Here is a 17,647-nt window from a genome sequence, read left to right on the forward strand (position 1 = left end):
CAATCACATTCACCGCGCATCCGAATCCGGCTGCGCGGTAACTCTTTGAAGGGACGGTAGAAACCGGAATTCAGGAGTGACTCAAGCAGTGAATGTGGCGTCGCTCCTTGAGCGATGCTTTTGAATCTGAATTCATATCTTCGGGAGCCTGAGAGGCCCAACTGCTGGGGTGCGGAACCTTCGGAACCCCTGTATGTTGGGCAAATGATTTGTTTTTGCGCCGAGCGCTTTCCCTGGCGGTGGATATGGCAAAATCCGGGCGAGTTCTTACCCCCCGGACTGACAGAAATGGCCACTCGCGCGCTACTTTATCGGCGGCCCGCCGAACCCTCGCGTCTTCTCGTCAAGCACGGCTCGCAAATCTACTCGATTAGATTGCGGCGTCACCGTCGTGCGCGACGTTATACCCTGAGAATTCATCCGTCGGATCGCGAAGCGATCCTGACGATGCCTCCGCGCGGCACCATCATCGAAGCGAAAGACTTCGCGCAGCGTCACGGCGCGTGGATCGCGGCGCGTCTCGGCCGTCTGCCGAAGGCGGCGCCATTCCTGCCGGGCACGTTGGTGCCGCTGCGCGGCGTGCCGCACAAGATCGTGCATCGCGCCGGCGAGCGCGGCACGGTGTGGACCGAGACGCGCGACAGCGGCGAGAAGATCCTGTGCGTGGCCGGCGGGATCGAGCACACCGAACGCCGCGTGCTTGACTTCCTCAAGCGCGAGGCGCGCCGTGACCTGCAGAAGGCCGCCGACGGCTATGCCGAGCAGCTCGGCGTCAAGGTCAAGCGGCTGTCGATCCGCGACCAGTCGAGCCGCTGGGGCTCGTGCACCTCGGCCGGCTCGCTGTCGTTCTCGTGGCGTCTCATCCTGGCGCCGCCCTTCGTGCTCGACTATCTCGCCGCGCACGAGGTCGCGCATCTGATCGAGATGAACCACTCGCCGCGGTTCTGGAAGGTGTGCGGCAGAATCTGCGCCTCGGTCGAGCGCGCCAAGAAGTGGCTCGACACCTGCGGCAACGATCTGCATCGCTATGGCATCGACGACTGAGGTCTCGACGACAGACCTCTCGACGATGTGAGTCCCAATGGCCCGGCCTTCTGGTCCGGGCCATTTCTTCGTCGGGTTCCAATCTGCATCGATGAACTCAGAACCCGCCTGCGGACTATCGAATTCTTAAGCCTTCTCGCCTGCAGTCGCAGGATATTGCCCAAATCGGCGGCGCCTTAACGTGGCTGTAACGCTGCGCTCGCCAGATTTACCGCAATCAACCCAAGGTGACGTCCCAGCGAGCTGCCGGGCCGTTCGCTGCAACCAAAGCGCCGATCGTTTCTCTCGAAACGTGCAGCGCGCCTCGAATCGAACGATGTTTGCAAGCGAGTTTCAACCGGCCGCATCCACACAATTGCTCTCTGCCGCGCTCGACGGTGCCTCCGAGGCGATTCTCTTTCTCGACGCGCAGGGTCACGTCCAGCACGCCAATCAGGCGGCGTCGGTGCTGCTGCGGCGTGAGCCGGCCGCTCTGGTCGGCGCCGACCTCGAAAGCCTGGGTCTGCCCGCGGATCTGATCGCGGCGACCCCGTGCGCCGAGGCGACCGACGCGCAGCAGGAGCCGGACCAGTCCGACGCCCGCGAAATGACGATGCGCCATGCCGACGGCGGGCGGACCCGCCTCCGCCTGTCGTTGTGCGCGCTCCCGCCGGGCCGGGAGGATGAGCCGGTCCGTTCGTTGCTGTTCATTCGTGACGTGACCACCGAAGTCGACATGCGCGAGCGCAATGCGCTGCTGACATCGGTCGCCGATCGGACCAACCGGGCCGTCATCGTCACCGATCGCCATCTCAACGTCCTGTACACCAACGCCGCCTTTGCCAGCCTGTTCGGCTACACGCCTGAACAGGCGATCGGGCGCCGCGCCGAGGAACTGCTGACCGGCCCCTGCACCGATCCCGCCATCGTCAACCGGCTGAGGCAATGCCTCGAGGACGACCGCGGCATCGAGGAGGACGTGCTGGTCTACGACAAGGACGGCCGCGAGATCTGGACGACCGCCTATGTCAAGGCGCACCGGACCAGGCGGGGCAAGGTCAGATATCTGTTCGGGCTGCTCACGGACATCCGGGAGACCAAGCAGCTGCGCTCGCTGCAGCAGCTGATCATGGCGTCGCTGGCGTCCGACGTTTCGATCACGACCATCGCCGATCAACTGTGCCGCCGGGTCGAAGAGCTCGCCCCTGACGTCGTCTGCTCGATCCTGCACGTCGATTCCGATGGGCACGTGCATCCGCTCGGCGGCCCGAGCCTGCCGGCCGATTTTTCCGCCAGCCTCGACGGGATCCCGATCGGGCCGGACGTCGGCTCCTGCGGCACCGCCGCCTATCTCTGCGAGCCGGTGCTGTCGCGCGACATCGACAATGATCCGCGCTGGCAGCCCTACAAGGCCGGCCCGCTCGCCGCCGGCCTGCGCGCCTGCTGGTCGTCGCCCATCAAGGGCAAGGACGGCCGCGTCATCGGCACCTTTGCCTTCTACTTCCGTGAATGCCGCGGCCCCAGCCCCTGGCACGAGCAGATCGTCGCCGCCTGCGTCCAGCTCGGTGCGCTCGCCATCGAGCGCCAGGAGGTCCGCTCGACGATCTCGCAGGTCGCCTATCACGACATGCTGACGGGCCTGCCCAACCGTGCCCGCATCCCGTCGCTGATCGCCGAGGCCATCAAGGCCTGTCCGGAAGGCGGACACGTCGCCGTCGCCTTCCTCGACGCCGACAATTTCAAGGACGTCAACGACACGCTGGGCCATGCCGCCGGCGACGAGTTCCTGGTCGGCTTCGCCAACCGCCTGCGGGCGCAGATCCGCGCCGGCGACATGCTGGGCCGGCTCGGCGGCGACGAGTTCGTGATCGTGCTGCAGAACCGCGATCCGCTCGAGGCCTCGCTGGCCGCGGCGCGCATCACCGCGGCGCTCGCCATGCCGCTGACGATCGGCAAGCGGCAGGTGCCGATGTCGGCGAGCATGGGGCTCAGCCTCTATCCTGATAATGCCAAGGACATCGAGACCCTGATCAAGCAGGCCGATGCGGCGATGTACAAGGCCAAGCGCGGGGGACGGGCGACCTACCGCTTCTTCAGCGCCGACATCGACAAGCTCGCCGAAGAGCGGCTGATGCATTCGACCGCGCTGCGCGAGGCGATCGCCAGCGAGGCCCTGACCCTGCACTATCAGCCGCAGATCCGCACCCGCGACGGCGCGATCCACGGCGTCGAAGCGCTGGCGCGCTGGCACGATCCGGTGCTCGGCGAGGTCTCGCCCGCCAAGTTCATTCCGCTTGCCGAGGAATGTGGTCTGATCGAGCAGATCGGTGTGTGGTCGATCAAGCTGGCCTGTCAGCAGATGGCGTCGTGGCGGCGTGCCGGTCTCGATATCCCCTGCATCTCGGTGAACCTGTCGCCGATCAACTTCCAGAACGTCAACCTGGCGGCGATGGTGGCGCAGATCCTGGCCGCCAACGACCTGCCGGCGAAGATGCTGATGCTGGAGATCACCGAAGGGGTGATCCTCAACGAGCGCGCCACGGTGATCGCGACCATGAACGAGCTGCGCAACATGGGCGTCGGCCTGTCGCTGGACGATTTCGGCACCGGCTATTCCAGCCTGAGCCGGCTGGCCCAGCTGCCGATCGACGAGCTGAAGATCGATCGCAGCTTCATGCGCGATTTCGAGAACGACAGCGGCACGCGGGCGATCGTGACCGCGGTCGTGCGCGTCGGCCAGAGCCTCGACGTGGCCGTGGTCGCCGAAGGGGTCGAGACCGAGCCGCAGCGCAAGCTGCTGGCCGAGCTCGGCTGCGATGCGATGCAGGGCTTCCTGTTCGCGCGGCCGATGGCCGCCAGTGCCTTCAGCCGCTGGCTGCTGGACTACAGCGCCCACCGCGCGAGCCTGATGCTGCGGCAGATCGGACGCGTTTTGGCGCAGACGGCTGGTTCTGGGGCGGTTGACCCGGCTCCGCTTCCGATCGCCAAGGCGGCCGGCTGAGCCAGCCGGGCTCCATCCATCCTCAGCCGAGCTTGTTGAACGAACGCCAGCCAAGCCACGTCGAGATTCCGCGTTCAAGGCCTGCGGCCTTGCCCCGGAATGACGGTGGGCGTGGCGCAAGTCGTCACGCGATGAGCTCAGCTCAGCGCCGACCACCGAACAGCCGGTCGACCAGCCAGCCATCGAGGCCGGCGGCGGGCTCCGGCCGCACATTGTTGCGGCTTGGCGGCGGCGCCGAGCGCGCGGAGTAGGCGGCATTGGGGGCAGGGGCCGTCGGCGCCGTGATCTGTGAGGCGATCTGCGCCAGTGTCGGGACCACGCCGGGGCTCTGTGCATTCGGCAGCGCCGCCACCGGCACGCCCTGATGCGCTGATCGCATGAAGCGCGTCCAGACCTCGACCGGCAGGCCGCCGCCGGTCGCCTTCTTGGTCGGCGAGTTGTCGTCATTGCCGAGCCAGACGCCGGTGACGAGATGCGCGGTGTAGCCGATGAACCACGCGTCGCGGAAATCCTGGCTGGTGCCGGTCTTGCCGGCAGCGGTCCAGCCCGGGATCTCGGCCTTCTTCGCGGTGCCGGAGATCAGCGTCTCCTGCATCATCTGATTCATCATCGCCGCGTTGCGCGGCTCGATCACCTGCACCGGCTGCTCGGTCTGGCGCATGTAGAGCAGCTTGCCGTCGAGCGTCCTGATCCGCGTCACCACATGCGGCGAGACGGCGAGGCCGCCATTCGAGAACGGCGCATAGGCGCCGACCAGCTCGATCATCGACACCTCGGAGGTGCCGAGCGCGATCGACGGGTTGGGATCGAGCCTGGAGGCGATGCCGAGGCGGTGCGCGGTCCGCACCACGTTCTTCGGCCCGACCTCGAGGCCGACGCGCACCGCGACCGTGTTGAGCGACATCGCCAGCGCCTGGGTCAAGGTCACCGGGCCGAAATATTCGCGGGTGTAGTTCTCCGGCTTCCAGCCCTTCAGATCGAGCGGCGCGTCCTGGCGGACCGTGTCCGGCGTCAGGCCCTGCTCGATCGCGGTGAGATAGACGAACGGCTTGAACGCCGAGCCGGGCTGGCGTTTGGCGGTGACGGCGCGGTTAAACTGGCTGTCGGAATAGTTGCGGCCGCCGACCATGGCGCGCACGGCGCCGTCCGGCGTCATCGCCACCAGCGCCCCCTGGCTGACGTTGAACTTGACGCTCTTCGCCGCGAGCTCGTCGATGATGGCCGCCTCGGCGACGCTCTGCAGCTTCGGATCGATCGTGGTCTCCACCACGATCGATTCCTCGACCTGGCCGACGAGATCGTCGAGCACCTCGCCGATCCAGTCGGCGACGTAGTTGATGGTGCCGGCGCCCGCCGGCTTCACTGCGACGGAAGGGTGCGCGATCTGGGCCTGCGCCTGGGCGTCGGTGATGAACTTGGCGTCGGCCATCGCCGCGAGCACGGTCTGCGCGCGCTTGGCGGCGCCCTCCGGGTTGCGGTTCGGCGCCAGCCGCGACGGAGACTTGACGAGACCTGCGAGCATCGCGGCCTCGCCGATCGTCACCTGCCGCGCCGACTTGCCGAAATAGCGCTGCGCCGCCGCCTCGACGCCATAGGCGCCGGAGCCGAAATAGACCCGGTTGAGATACAGCTCCAGGATCTCGCGCTTGGAATATTTGCGCTCCAGCCACAGCGCCAGCTCGGCCTCCTGCAGCTTGCGCGCCAGCGTACGCTCCTGGGTCAGGAACAGGTTCTTGGCGAGCTGCTGCGTCAGGGTCGAGCCGCCCTGCGACACGCCGCGATGCAGGACGTTGGCGACCACGGCGCGGGCGATGCCGATCGGATCGATGCCGAAATGCTGATAGAAGCGGCGGTCCTCGATGGCGATGAAGGCCTTCGGCAGATAGGGCGGCAGATCCTTCAGCGCGACATTGGCGCCCGCCATCTCGCCGCGCTGCGCCAGCATGCTGCCGTCATAGCCCACGATCTCGATCGTCGGCGGCCGCTTCGGGATCTCCAGCGACTGGATCGGCGGCAGATGCGCGCCGGCCCAGATCACGACGCCGACCAGCGCGATCACGCCCCACAGGCCGCAAACCAGTGCCCAGTAGAACATGCGGCCGACCGACATCCCCCAGCGTGACTTGGCTCGGGCAGGCTTCGGTTTCGGTGGGGTGGCTTTCGGCGCGCGCGCCGGCACATCGTCCTCGTCGTCCGGCTCGACCGGCCTTTTCTTTGCAGCGGACTTCTTGGGCGCGTTGTCGGAGGGAATGCGATCCTTGGGGTCGAGGCGCAGATCGGCCATCGCGGCCGCAAGACCGAATCGCGGCTCCTTGCGTCCGCCGCCCTGTTTCCGTCCCCGCGCCATACGCAACCCGAGCCCGCGATCCCGCTGTCCGACCACGGTAATGTCCGGAGTTTAAGGGGCAGTTAGGAAGAGCTTAACGCGCGATTAGGAGTTTCGCGCTCGTAACGCCGCGTTATGGTTAAGCCAAGGTAAACAGCAACAGACGAGGGAGTTCATGGGCCATATCGATCCCACCAAGGAGGTGTTCGCGCAGTTCCGGGAGAACGACCGCCCGGGTCCGATCCACATGCTGAACCTGGTGCGACTGCGCAAGGAGGCGGCCTATCCCGACGGACGCAAGGTCAGCGGCGCGGAAGCCTATGCCGCCTATGGCCGCGAGAGCGGCCCGGTGTTCGAGCGCCTCGGCGGCCGCATCATCTGGCAGGGCCGCTTCGAGCTGATGCTGATCGGCCCGCAGGAGGAGCGCTGGGATCACTGCTTCATCGCGGAATATCCGTCCGTGCAGGCGTTCGTCGAGATGATCCGGGATCCCGTCTACCGCGAAGCGGTGAAGCACAGGCAGGCGGCGGTGGAAGACTCGCGGCTCATCCGGCATGCGGTACTGCCGGTGGGGAAGAACTTTGGCGAGGTGCCGGCGTAGTTTTTTCTCAGCAGTGTTGGTCGAAGTCGACGCCCCATCGGCGGTAGGTTCCCTCCCCCCTTGTGGGGGAGGGTTAGGGAGGGGGTGGCCACGAAGACGGTCGCCCGGAGCTACCCCCTCCCCAACCCTCCCCCACAAGGGGGGAGGGAGCGCGGCGGTGGACGGCGATAGGGAACGCCAACATCCACGTCGTCGACGCTTGCACAACGCATAAGTTTATGCTTATGTGTCGTCATGATCGAGAGTGACATCTTCAAGGCGCTGGCCGATCCGACGCGCTACGCGATCTTCGAGAAGCTCGCGGCCGGCGGCATGAATGCCAGCGCCCTTCGCGAAGGTTTGACGATCAGCCAGCCGGCGATGTCGCAGCATCTCGCGGTGCTGCGGAACGCAGGGCTGGTGCGGGAAGAGCGGCAGGGCCGCTTCGTCAACTACGAGGTCGATCCGAATGGCCTGGCGCACATCGCGCGCTGGCTGGCGAAGTACCGCGCCTTCTGGCCGTCACGGGTCGATGCATTGAAAACCCTGCTGAAGGACATGGACCAATGACCGATCTCGAGGCTGACGCGCAGGGCGATGAACTGGTGCTCGACTACGAGCTCGATGCGCCGCCGGAGAAAGTCTGGCGTGCCATCAGCAGTCCGGCGCTGCGCGACACCTGGCTGCCGCCCGGCGACCTCGCCGATGCCGCGCCGATCTCGTCGACGCCAGGCGAGGAAGTGCGCTACCGCATGCGCGACGACGAGCCGCCCTACCTCGAAAGCATCGTGACGTTCCAGGTCATGCCCAACGCCGATGGCGGCACGCGGCTCAGGATCATCCACGGGCTGGCCGCGGCGACGCTGATGCGGCGAACGCCGCCGGCGGCGAACGGCAACACGCGCAGTCTGATGCGCGCGGCCTGACGCTTCAACTCATCAGCAACTCACTGAACGGGAGCTCGCGCATGCGCGACACGATGCAACTCGTCCCCATGGTCATCGAGCAGTCGAGCCGGGGAGAGCGATCCTTCGACATCTATTCGCGGCTGCTGCGCGAGCGGATCGTCTTCCTCAACGGCGAGGTCAACGACACCGTCTCCGCCCTGGTCTGCGCGCAACTGCTGTTTCTCGAGGCGGAGAACCCGAAGCGGCCGATCCACCTCTACATCAATTCGCCCGGCGGCGTGATCACCAGCGGGCTCGCGATGTACGACACGATGCAATTCGTCAAGGCGCCGGTGCATACGCTGTGCATGGGAACGGCGCGCTCGATGGGGTCGTTCCTGCTGATGGCGGGGGAGCCTGGCGAGCGCACCGCGCTGCCCAATGCGAGCCTTCACGTGCATCAGCCGCTCGGCGGCTTCCAGGGCCAGGCGTCCGACATCCTGATCCACGCCAGGGAGATGGAGCAGACCAAGCGCCGCATGATCCGGCTCTATGCCGAGCATTGCGGACGCAGCTACGAGGATGTCGAACGTACGCTCGATCGCGATCATTTCATGACCGCGGATGAAGGCCTGCAGTGGGGCTTGATCGACCGGGTCGTGAAGCAGCGGGACCTGGGTAGCGTCAGCAGCGATTGATGCGCCTGTGAGGCGACGGTGGTTGCTGTCGCGACGAGTGTCGTCATCCGCCGAAGGCGGGTGACCTAGTATTCCAGAGGCCGCCGTGATGACCCGAGCGGCCGCGGCCGGTGAGGGCAGCGTAGGCTCGTTAGCGTCGCGTGGGCCATTATGCTTTGCCACGAAAATCGTCCGTTCCCTCCCCCCTTGTGGGGGGAGGGCTAGGGAGGGGGGTAGCTCCGGGCGACCGTCTTCGTGGCTACCCCCTCCCCAACCCTCCCCCACAAGGGGGGAGGGAGCGGAGTTGAGGTTTTGGCACGATTTGTTGCCTCTTGCGCTTAGTCGCGGGGGCTTACCCCGCGGCTCCCGTGTCCTCGATGATCGGGCCGAACAGCTCCCAGCGCTCGCCATTGAACTTCATCATCTGCATCTGCTTGTTGATGCGGAAGTCGGTCGGCGACGTCGTGATCGAGAGGCCGGGCAGCGCGAGGCTGGGCACGAAGCCCTTGATGCTGGCGGCCTGGCGCATCACGTTCTCGCGCGTCAGGTCGTCACCGCACTGGCGCAGGATCTGCACCAGCAGCTCCGCGGTCGAATAGCCGTAAGTGTTGACGGTGTTGAGCTTGTCGCCCTCCGGATAATACTTGTCCATGAACTCGAAATAGGCCTTCACGCCCGGATCGTCCTTCCATTGCGGGTCGGCCGGGTCCTTGCCGTAGTTGGTGCTGATGATGTCCTTGGAGATGTCGAGGCCGGCCGGCTTCAAGGTCGCCGACACCGGGCTCGCATTGATGTCGAGGATGTGCACCGGCTTCCAGCCGAGATCGGCGAGCTTCTTGATGGCCTGCGCCGCGAATTTCGGCGTCGAGGCGTCGTAGAGCAGGTCCGCGCCCGACGACTTCAGCTTGACGATTTGCGAGTCGACCGTCGGATCGGACAGCTCATAGGATGCTTCCGACACGATCATCGTATCGGCCTTGGCGCCGAGGCCGCTTCTGAGGCCGGCGATGTAGTCGCGGCCGAGATCGTCGTTCTGGTAGAGGATGCCGATCTTGGCATTGGGGTGGTTGGCGAGAATGTATTTGGCGTAGATCCGTCCCTCCGACTGGTAGTTCGGATTGTAGGCGATGGTCCACGGGAAATTCTGCGGATCGGTGAAGCGCGAGGCGCCGGTCGATGCCAGGAGCTGCGGCACCTTTTTGCCGTTGAGATATTTCTGCACGGCGGCGTTCGAGGGCGTGCCGATGATCTGGAAGGTGAACAGCACTTCGTCGCCTTCGACCAGCTTGCGCACCTGCTCGACCGCCTTAGGCGGAGAATAGGCATCGTCATACTGGATCAGGTTGAGCTTGCGGCCGTTGATGCCGCCCTTGTCGTTGATCATCTTCAGATAGGCGGCCTGCGTCTTGCCGATGCCGGCATAGGCGGAGGCCGGGCCGGAGAACGGCACGGTCTGGCCGATCTTGATCTCGGTGTCGGTCGCGCCGGTGTCGTATTTCTTCTGGGCGTCGGCGGATGATGTGGGCAGAGCAATGGCAAGCGACGCAACAAGTGCGATTGCACATGTCTTGGCGCCGCCGAGACCGAACAGTGACGTTCTCATGCGAGTCCTCCCTCCGGTGATGTTGTCGATGGTTCTTCCTGGTTGTTATGTCGCCATCGCTGCACGCGAGTGTGGAGGAAGCAAGTCGACAAGGCAACGCTTGTTGGAGCGACCAACCGGCGCAATCCGTGCCGCAACGCAAAAGGGCCGCGCGTGCGCGCAGCCCTTTACCGCTTCGATTTCTTTGCGTGACTATCTCCGCGTCGTCATGCCCGGGCTCCGTCCCGGGCATCCACGTCCTTCCGAGGATGCCGGACGACGTGGATGGCCGGGACGACGCCCGGCCATGACGGTGTGGATGGAGATGAACTCAAGCGTTTAACCTGCCGCGCCCTTGTCCTCCAGGATCGGGCCGAACAGCTCCCAGCGCTCACCGTTGAACTTCATCATCTGCAACTGCTTGTTGACGCGGTAGTCGGTCGGCGAGGTGTTGATCTTCATGCCCGGCAGCGACAGGTCGCCGACGACATCCTTCAGCGACGTCGCCTGCTTCATAACGTTCTCGCGGGTGAGATTGTCGCCGCACATGCGCAGGATGGTCACCAGCAGCTCGGCGTTGCCGTAGCCATAGGTGTTGAAGTTCGAGTTCTTGTCGCCTTCAGGATAATACTTGGCCATGAACTCGAAATAGCGCTTCATGCCCGGATCGTCTTTCCACTGCGGATCGAGCGGGTCCTTGCCGTAATTGACCGAGATCACGCCCTTGGACGCCTCGAGACCGGCCGGCTGAAGCACCGCACCGACCGACGTCGCATTGATGTCGACGATGTGCACCGGATGCCAGTCGAGCTCGTGCAGCTTCTTGATCGCCTGCGCCGCCTGCTTCGGCGTCGCGGCCGAGAACAAGAGGTCGGCGCCGGCCGCCTTGAGCTTGAGGAGCTGGGAGTCGATGGTGGGGTCGGAGACCTCGTAGGAGGCCTCCGACACGATCATCGTCGCCGCCTTGTCGCCGAGGCCGGCCTTGATGCCGTTGAGGTAGTCCTTGCCGAGATCGTCGTTCTGATAGAGCACGCCGACCTTGGCATTGGGGTGCTCCTTCAGAATGTACTGGCCGTAGATGCGGCCCTCGGTGAAGTAGTTGGGATTGTATCCCATGGTCCAGGGGAAGTTCTTCGGATCGGTGAACTTGGTGGCGCCGGTGGCCGCGAACAGCTGCGGCACCTTCTTGGCGTTCAGGTATTTCTGGACCGCGGCGTTGGACGGCGTGCCGATGATCTGGAACGTCAGCAGCACCTCGTCGTCCTCGACCAGCTTGCGCACCTGCTCCACGGCCTTCGGCGGCGAGTAGGCGTCGTCATACTGGATCAGCTTGATCTTGCGGCCGTTGATGCCGCCCTGCTCGTTGATCATGTTGAAATAGGCGGCCTGGGTCTTGCCGATCGAGGCATAGGCCGAGGCGGGACCCGAGAACGGCACGGTCTGGCCGATCTTGATCTCGGTATCCGAAGCGCCGGGATCGTACTTCTTCTGGGCCGAGGCTGACGTGACGGAGAGGGTGACGGCCAGAGCGGCCGCCCCTGCAAGACGGAAATATCCCTGTCGCATGAGGTCTATCGTTCCTCCTGATTTGTTGTGCGGCTGGTCTGCCCAATGGGCGCCATCGCTGGAAGGCAGTGTGGAGGAACGGCTTGGCGGACGCAAGGCGAGGGGAGCGCGGGTGGGGCGGTTCCGCGGGGCGGGGGCGTATGCTGATTTCGTCGCCTTTCGGCGAGAGCATTGGCCTCATGGTTCGAGACGCGCCGCAAAGGCGGCGCTCCTCACCATGAGGGTGGAGATTGCGCCGCGAATTCCGCCCTCGTCCTGAGGAGCCCGCCGGAGGCCGGCGTCTCGAAGGACGGCCGCAGACTCGATGGTCAGCCCGCGAGCCAGACCAGCACGAGGCCGATCGCGGCCGGCACGCTCTGGATGAACAGGATCTTGCGGCTCGCGGTGGCCGCGCCGTAAAGCCCGGCGACCAGCACGCAGAGCAGGAAGAAGATCTTGATCTGGAACGCGAAGGCCGGCGTCGGGTGGGCCAGGCCCCAGAACAGGCCGGCGGCGAGGAAGCCGTTGTAGAGGCCCTGATTGGCGCCGAGCACCTTGGTCTGCTCCGCGCGCTCCGGCGTGTTGTTGAACGCCCTCAAGCCGGCCGGCTTGGTCCAGAGAAACATCTCCAGCACGAGGATGTAGATGTGCAGCAGGCCGATCAGGCCGACGACGATGTTTGCAAGCAATGCCATGGTTCGGCTCCCCCAAGCCTACTCTGACCGGCGGTGATGCCGGACCGTGTTTTCCGCCCTATCCCGACGGGCACCCCCATCCGCAGACGCCCCCTCATCGCCTCACGCCGCGGGCTGCGCCGCCGTCTCGTCGTTCGCCAACAGATGCAGCAGCGCGCTCTTGATCGCGGCCTGCCGGGTCGGCGCGTTGATCTGCGCGCCGAGCAGGTCGGTGACGTAGAACACGTCGCGGGCGCGCTCGCCGAAGGTGGCGACATGGGCGGAGGCGATGTTGAGGTTCAGCTTCGAGATCGCCGTGGTCAGCTCGTAGAGCAGGCCGGGCCGGTCGAGGCCGGAGACCTCGATGACAGTGTAGAGCTCCGACCATTGATTGTTGATGGTCACTTCCGGCTCGACCGAGAACGCCTTGTGCTGCTTGCCGCGCGTGGTGCGCCGCGCCACCGCGTCGGGCAGCCGCAGCTTGCCTTCCAGCACCTGCTCGATGGTCTCGCCGATCCGGGTCGCGCGCCGGCCCTCGTCCTCGTCGCGCTCATACTCGCGGGAGATCGCGATGGTATCGAGCGCGCGCCCGTCGGTCGTGGTGTAGATCTGGGCGTCGACGATGTTGGCGCCGGCCGAGGCGCAGGCGCCTGCGATGATCGATAGCAGCCAGGGGTGGTCCATCGCGAAGATCGTCAGCTCGGTGACGGCGCGGGCCGGATCGAAGCCGACATTGATCGCGAGCTTGTGTCCCGCATCCTCGCTCGATCGCACGAAGCGGGCATGGCGGATCTTGCGCGGCAGCTCGACCTTGAGCCAGTAGGCCGGATAATGCCGGCCGATATAGGTGTTGAGCTCGTCCTCCGGCCAGTCGGTGAAGGCGTTGCGGAATTCGGCCTGCGCCGCGGTAATGCGCTTGGCGCGGTTGACCTCGGAGAAGCCGCCGGTCAGCACCGGCTCGGTCTCGTAATACAGCGTGCGCAGGAGCTGCGCCTTCCAGCCGTTCCAGACGCCGGGGCCGACGCCGCGAATGTCTGCGGTGGTCAGGATGGTCAGCAGCTTCATCTGCTCGACGGACTGCACCACGGCGGCGAAATTCTCGATCGTCTTGCGGTCCGACAGGTCGCGCGACTGCGCCACCGTCGACATCGTCAGATGCTCCTCGATCAGCCAGGCGACCAGTTCGGTGTCGGCATTGTTGAAGCCGAGCCGCGGGCACAGCCGGCGCGCGATCTTGGCGCCGGCGATGGAATGATCCTCGGGGCGGCCCTTGGCGACGTCGTGCAGCAGCACGGTGATGTAGATGACGGCGCGGTGCTCCGGCCGGATCTTGCGCATCAGGTCGGAGGCCAGGGTGAACTCGTCGATGCCGCCGCGCTCGATCTCCTGCAGGAAACCGATGCAGCGGATCAGGTGCTCGTCGACCGTGTAGTGATGATACATGTTGAACTGCATCATCGAGACGATGCGGCCGAAGGCGCGAATGAAGTGGCCGAGCACGCCGGTCTCGTTCATCCGCCGCAGCACGACCTCGGCATCGTTGGAGGTCAGGATCTCCATGAACAGCCGGTTGGCCTCGGGATCGTCGCGCAGCTCGGTGTTGATCAGGTTCAACGAGCGCGTGACCGCGCGCATTGCGTCGGGATGGAAGGCGAGGTTGTTCTTCTGCGCCAGCCGGAAGATGCGGATCAGATTGACCGGATCGTGCTTGAAGACGTCGGGCGCGGCGAGGTTGATGCGGTTGTTGTCGACGATGAAGTCGTCGCTCTCCGGCACGCGCCGCCAGGTCGAGCCGGTGGTCAGGCGCGAGATCATCCGGCTCAGCACCGGCGCCGGCTTGGCCTGCTGGTCCTCGAGCTTGGCGCACAGGATCGCGGTGAGATTGCCGACCTCCTTGGCGACCAGGAAGTAGTGCTTCATGAAGCGCTCGACATCCTGCATGCCGGGATGGCTGGTGTAGCCCAGCCGCACCGCGATCTCGCGCTGCAGGTCGAACGACAGCCGTTCTTCCGGACGCCCGCTGACGAAATGCAGGTTGCAGCGCACCGACCACAGGAAGTCCGCGCAGCGCCGGAAGGTGCGGTATTCATGCGCGTCGAACACGCCGCGCTCGACCAGCTCGGCGGTCTCGCGCACGCGGTAGACGTATTTGGCGATCCAGAACAGCGTGTGCAGGTCGCGCAGGCCGCCCTTGCCGTCCTTGACGTTGGGCTCGACCAGATAACGCGACTGGCCGCCGCGGCGGTGCCGCTCCTCGCGCTCGGCGAGCTTGGCGGCGACGAATTCGGCTGCGGTGCCCTGCACCACTTCGGTGTCGAAGCGTGCGACCAGCTCGTCATAGAGCGGCCGGTCGCCGGCGAGATAGCGGGTCTCCAGGATGGCGGTGCGGATCGTCATGTCGCCGCGCGCCTGGCGGATCGACTCGTCGACCGAGCGGGTGGCATGGCCGACCTTCAGCCCCATGTCCCACAGCGAATACAGGATGGCCTCGGCGACCTGCTCGCCCCAGGCGGTCTGCTTGTAGGGCAGGATGAACAGCAGATCGATGTCGGATTCCGGCGCCATCAGGCCGCGGCCATAGCCGCCGGTGGCGACCACCGCCATGCGCTCGGCGCCGCTCGGCACCTGCGAGCGATAAAGGTGCTGGGTGGCCGCGGCGTAGAGGATGCGAATGATCTCGTCCTGCACGAAGCAGAGCTGCTCGGCGCAGCGCCGGCCGTGGCGGTCCTTCAGCAGTTGCGCCTGGGCCGCCGCGCGCGCCTTGACCAGCTCGGCCTTGAGGAATTGCACCACGGCCGCGCGGAACATGTCCTCGCGTCCCGAATGCTGCGCGGCCAGCGCGTCGACCGCAGCCGCGATGCCGGCGCTGTCGAAATCGGAAATGCTATCAGGGTGGGAATGGGGGGCGACGCTGTCCATGGCTGCAACCGGATATCGAACAAGGCCTGTGCTGTCACGAAACTTCCAATGCAACAATCGATCCATGCTGTCATCGGTGGTCACGGGATGATGATCGTTCTGAACCGCGCCGTCGAAAGGAAAAGCAATTCTCGCGCGCTTCCGGAGTAAACTCTTGTAATAAAAGAGAGATTTCCGAGGCTCCAAGGGAGCTGCGACGGGTGATTGTCGGGGCCGCGGATTTGCTGCGGTTGCGGCCGTGGTTCTACTGGGGGGCGACGCTTTACGCGCGGCCGAGCCGGTGAATGAGGTCTGCGGCGCGCATGCGCTCTGCCGCGACGAGCCGTTCTCGGCGCTCGACGCCCTCACCCGCAAGGACCTGCAGGATCATCTTCTCGATCTCTGGACTCGTGCTGGCCGACCGCGTGCTGGTGATGCAGCCGCATCCCGGCCGGCTGTTCGAGGAGATCACCATCAATCTGTCGCGGCCGCGGGACCGCAACGCGCCCTTGTTCGACCACTTCAAGCGCCACGTGCTGACCGCGCTGGACCGCTCGCTCGACCGGACGATGCCGGACGCGCAGGGCAGGGGTGAGCCCGGCGGCGGCCTGTGGTGGTGACAGCGGCAGCCGGTCCCGGTACATCTCGTCTGAAATAAATCCGGGAGAGAACGACAAATGGATGCTGCCGAGCTGCGCGCCATGCAGGCGCCGATCAAGGAACGCTACAAGGCCGACCCGTCCGCCGCCGTGATCACCTTGAAGGCCAAGGGTGAGGTCGGGCAGGAGGGGCTGACCTGCAAGCTCGAGACCGGGCGCGCGCTTGCCGTGGCTGGTCTGCATCCGGGAACCGGCGGCTCCGGGCTCGAGCTGTGCTCCGGCGACATGCTGCTGGAGGCGCTGGTCGCCTGCGCCGGCGTCACCTTGAAATCGGTCGCGACCGCGGTCGAGGTGCCGCTCAAGAGCGGCCATGTGCTGGCCGAAGGCGATCTCGATTTCCGCGGCACGCTCGGCGTCGACAAGGAGGCCCCGGTCGGCTTCCAGGAGATCCGCCTGCGCTTCGAGGTCGACACCGACGCCCCGCAGGACAAGCTCGACCTGCTGCTCAAGCTCACCGAGCGCTATTGCGTGGTCTATCAGACCATCAAGAACGGCCCGAAGGTGTCGGTCAGTCTGAAGCGGGTGGCGGCGTAGCCCTTCGTTCATTCTGTGTCCCGCCGTTGGTGAGCGCGAGCCGGCGAGGCGCGCTCGGTCTGCGCCTCCCCCGCGCGCGGGGGAGGTCGCATCGCAGATGCGAGGCGGGTGGGGGAATTCTCTCCACACGACGTGCACCACCCGAGCCGCGCCCCCACCCCGGCCCTCCCCCGCAAGCGGGAGAGGGAGCCCACCGCCGCTGCGGCATGAGCTGATGTCCCTCGATCCTTCCTTCCTGCTGCTGCTGGCCTTGCGCATGGCGATCGCCGCGTCATTCGTGGTCTCGGCGTCGATGATCGCCGAGCGCACGGGACCGGTCATTGGCGCGCTAGTCGCGACCCTGCCGATCTCGGCGGGGCCGACCTACGTGTTCCTCGCGCTCGACCACGACGCCGCCTTCATCGCGCAGGGCGCGCTGACCAGCCTGCCGATCAATGCCGCGACGATCTTCCTCAGTCTCGCCTATGCCGTGCTGGCGCAGCGCCACAGCGTGGGGGTGGCGAGCGCCACCGCCGTCGCGGTGTGGCTTGGTCTCGCCGCCCTAATCAAGAGCGTCGAGTGGACACTGTCGATGGGCATCGCTGCCAACGTCGTGACCTTTGCGATCTGCCTGCCGCAGCTCGCGCGCTACCGTCATGCCAAGATGCCGCTGATCACACGGCGCTGGTACGACGTTCCCTTACGCGCCTCGCTGGTCGCGACGCTGGTTGCGACCGTGACCTCGGTGTCGGGCTGGGCCGGCCCGAGCGTCTCCGGCATCCTGGCGCTGTTTCCGATCGTCTTCACCTCGATGATGCTGATCCTGCAGCCGCGCATCGGCGGACCCGCGACCGCGGCCGTGCTGGCCAACGGTGCCTGGGGCCTGATCGGCTTCTCGCTCGCCGTCGTCGTGCTGCATCTCGGCAGCCTGCATTTGGGCGCTACAGTGGGATTGAGCGGCGCGCTCGCAACCTGCGTCGGCTGGAATCTCGGCCTGTGGTGGCTGGGTCGGCGGAAGGCGGCGAGGCGGGTCGCGTAGGGTGGGCAAAGCGCAGCGTGCCCACCACTCTGCGCCACGTGCTCGACATGGTGGGCACGACGCTGCGCGTCTTTGCCCACCCTACGGCTCTCTCCGCCGTCATTGCAAGCGAAGCGAAGCAATCCAGGGCTCAGGTGGGACTCTGGATTGCTTCGGCGCGGGGGCGCCTCGCAATGACGGACAGTCTGGAGCAGCCGCCTCCCAGCCCACCGCCGTCATTCCGGGGCGCGCGAAGCGCGAGCC

The 17,647-nt window shown here is 65.8% G+C and carries 13 protein-coding genes and 1 pseudogene; 9 read left to right on the forward strand and 5 right to left on the reverse strand.

Annotation, left to right across the window (positions count from 1 at the left end):
* Positions 1-204: 204 nt before the first annotated feature.
* Together QX010_RS10035 and QX010_RS10040 are read left to right on the forward strand one after the other, a co-directional pair.
* Positions 205-1,044, forward strand: a complete 840-nt coding sequence (locus QX010_RS10035; protein WP_315803829.1) for a SprT family zinc-dependent metalloprotease — start codon at positions 205-207, stop codon at positions 1,042-1,044.
* A gap of 316 nt (positions 1,045-1,360) precedes the next feature.
* Positions 1,361-4,024 carry an EAL domain-containing protein gene (locus tag QX010_RS10040; protein WP_316179166.1) on the forward strand — a complete coding sequence of 888 codons (2,664 nt, stop codon included), beginning with the start codon at positions 1,361-1,363 and terminating at the stop codon, positions 4,022-4,024.
* 142 nt (positions 4,025-4,166) lie between these two features.
* On the opposite strand, the gene QX010_RS10045 is transcribed toward QX010_RS10040, so the two are convergent.
* Positions 4,167-6,371: a penicillin-binding protein 1A gene (locus QX010_RS10045; protein ID WP_316179421.1), complete on the reverse strand. Its 2,205-nt coding sequence runs from the start codon at positions 6,369-6,371 to the stop codon at positions 4,167-4,169.
* Between the two features lie 154 nt (positions 6,372-6,525).
* Between QX010_RS10045 and QX010_RS10050 the strand changes: the two genes are divergently transcribed.
* The 4 genes from QX010_RS10050 (at position 6,526) to QX010_RS10065 (ending at position 8,515) form a co-directional block, all read left to right on the forward strand.
* Positions 6,526-6,951, forward strand: a complete 426-nt coding sequence (locus QX010_RS10050) for a DUF1330 domain-containing protein (protein WP_315803828.1) — start codon at positions 6,526-6,528, stop codon at positions 6,949-6,951.
* 234 nt (positions 6,952-7,185) lie between these two features.
* The gene (locus tag QX010_RS10055; protein WP_316179168.1) at positions 7,186-7,500 is read left to right on the forward strand and encodes a metalloregulator ArsR/SmtB family transcription factor; all 315 of its coding nucleotides are present in this window, start codon (positions 7,186-7,188) and stop codon (positions 7,498-7,500) included.
* Entirely contained in the window at positions 7,497-7,856 is a 360-nt protein-coding gene (locus tag QX010_RS10060) for a polyketide cyclase (protein WP_316179170.1), read from the forward strand. Before QX010_RS10055 ends, QX010_RS10060 begins: the two co-directional genes overlap by 4 nt.
* Before the next feature lie 41 nt (positions 7,857-7,897).
* Positions 7,898-8,515 (forward strand): ATP-dependent Clp protease proteolytic subunit, encoded by a 618-nt coding sequence (locus tag QX010_RS10065; protein WP_316179172.1) that lies wholly within the window; start codon positions 7,898-7,900, stop codon positions 8,513-8,515.
* Positions 8,516-8,846: 331 nt separating this feature from the next.
* On the opposite strand, the gene QX010_RS10070 is transcribed toward QX010_RS10065, so the two are convergent.
* The 4 genes from QX010_RS10070 to QX010_RS10085 all read right to left on the reverse strand — a co-directional run bounded on the left by QX010_RS10070 (position 8,847) and on the right by QX010_RS10085 (position 15,214).
* Positions 8,847-10,097 carry an ABC transporter substrate-binding protein gene (locus QX010_RS10070; protein WP_316179174.1) on the reverse strand — a complete coding sequence of 417 codons (1,251 nt, stop codon included), beginning with the start codon at positions 10,095-10,097 and terminating at the stop codon, positions 8,847-8,849.
* A gap of 318 nt (positions 10,098-10,415) precedes the next feature.
* On the reverse strand, positions 10,416-11,642 hold the full coding sequence (locus tag QX010_RS10075) for an ABC transporter substrate-binding protein (RefSeq protein ID WP_315803823.1): 1,227 nt from the start codon (positions 11,640-11,642) through the stop codon (positions 10,416-10,418).
* Between the two features lie 308 nt (positions 11,643-11,950).
* Positions 11,951-12,316 (reverse strand): DUF1304 domain-containing protein, encoded by a 366-nt coding sequence (locus tag QX010_RS10080; RefSeq protein ID WP_316179176.1) that lies wholly within the window; start codon positions 12,314-12,316, stop codon positions 11,951-11,953.
* Between the two features lie 102 nt (positions 12,317-12,418).
* Positions 12,419-15,214 carry a [protein-PII] uridylyltransferase gene (locus tag QX010_RS10085; RefSeq protein ID WP_316179177.1) on the reverse strand — a complete coding sequence of 932 codons (2,796 nt, stop codon included), beginning with the start codon at positions 15,212-15,214 and terminating at the stop codon, positions 12,419-12,421.
* A 244-nt stretch (positions 15,215-15,458) separates the two neighbouring features.
* Between QX010_RS10085 and QX010_RS10090 the strand changes: the two are divergent.
* From QX010_RS10090 to QX010_RS10100, 3 genes and pseudogenes are all read left to right on the forward strand, one after another.
* Positions 15,459-15,813 (forward strand): annotated as a pseudogene (locus tag QX010_RS10090) (ABC transporter ATP-binding protein); the annotation flags it as partial.
* A gap of 57 nt (positions 15,814-15,870) precedes the next feature.
* Complete coding sequence (locus QX010_RS10095) at positions 15,871-16,386, forward strand: OsmC family protein (RefSeq protein WP_315803820.1); 516 nt, start codon at positions 15,871-15,873, stop codon at positions 16,384-16,386.
* 214 nt (positions 16,387-16,600) lie between these two features.
* Positions 16,601-17,404: a hypothetical protein gene (locus tag QX010_RS10100; RefSeq protein ID WP_315803819.1), complete on the forward strand. Its 804-nt coding sequence runs from the start codon at positions 16,601-16,603 to the stop codon at positions 17,402-17,404.
* Positions 17,405-17,647: the final 243 nt, after the last annotated feature.

The sequence above is a fragment of the Bradyrhizobium sp. SZCCHNRI1009 genome, assembly GCF_032487575.1.
In the GTDB taxonomy this organism is placed as follows: domain Bacteria; phylum Pseudomonadota; class Alphaproteobacteria; order Rhizobiales; family Xanthobacteraceae; genus Bradyrhizobium.

What these genes read in the sequence shown, in the direction of transcription:
- QX010_RS10035 (WP_315803829.1), top strand. Translation starts at nt 205, where the DNA reads ATGATTTGTTTTTGCGCCGAGCGCTTTCCCTGGCGGTGGATATGGCAA.
- QX010_RS10040 (WP_316179166.1), top strand. Translation starts at nt 1,361, where the DNA reads ATGTTTGCAAGCGAGTTTCAACCGGCCGCATCCACACAATTGCTCTCT.
- QX010_RS10045 (WP_316179421.1), bottom strand. Translation starts at nt 6,371, where the DNA reads ATGGCGCGGGGACGGAAACAGGGCGGCGGACGCAAGGAGCCGCGATTC.
- QX010_RS10050 (WP_315803828.1), top strand. Translation starts at nt 6,526, where the DNA reads ATGGGCCATATCGATCCCACCAAGGAGGTGTTCGCGCAGTTCCGGGAG.
- QX010_RS10055 (WP_316179168.1), top strand. Translation starts at nt 7,186, where the DNA reads ATGATCGAGAGTGACATCTTCAAGGCGCTGGCCGATCCGACGCGCTAC.
- QX010_RS10060 (WP_316179170.1), top strand. Translation starts at nt 7,497, where the DNA reads ATGACCGATCTCGAGGCTGACGCGCAGGGCGATGAACTGGTGCTCGAC.
- QX010_RS10065 (WP_316179172.1), top strand. Translation starts at nt 7,898, where the DNA reads ATGCGCGACACGATGCAACTCGTCCCCATGGTCATCGAGCAGTCGAGC.
- QX010_RS10070 (WP_316179174.1), bottom strand. Translation starts at nt 10,097, where the DNA reads ATGAGAACGTCACTGTTCGGTCTCGGCGGCGCCAAGACATGTGCAATC.
- QX010_RS10075 (WP_315803823.1), bottom strand. Translation starts at nt 11,642, where the DNA reads ATGCGACAGGGATATTTCCGTCTTGCAGGGGCGGCCGCTCTGGCCGTC.
- QX010_RS10080 (WP_316179176.1), bottom strand. Translation starts at nt 12,316, where the DNA reads ATGGCATTGCTTGCAAACATCGTCGTCGGCCTGATCGGCCTGCTGCAC.
- QX010_RS10085 (WP_316179177.1), bottom strand. Translation starts at nt 15,214, where the DNA reads ATGGACAGCGTCGCCCCCCATTCCCACCCTGATAGCATTTCCGATTTC.
- QX010_RS10095 (WP_315803820.1), top strand. Translation starts at nt 15,871, where the DNA reads ATGGATGCTGCCGAGCTGCGCGCCATGCAGGCGCCGATCAAGGAACGC.
- QX010_RS10100 (WP_315803819.1), top strand. Translation starts at nt 16,601, where the DNA reads ATGTCCCTCGATCCTTCCTTCCTGCTGCTGCTGGCCTTGCGCATGGCG.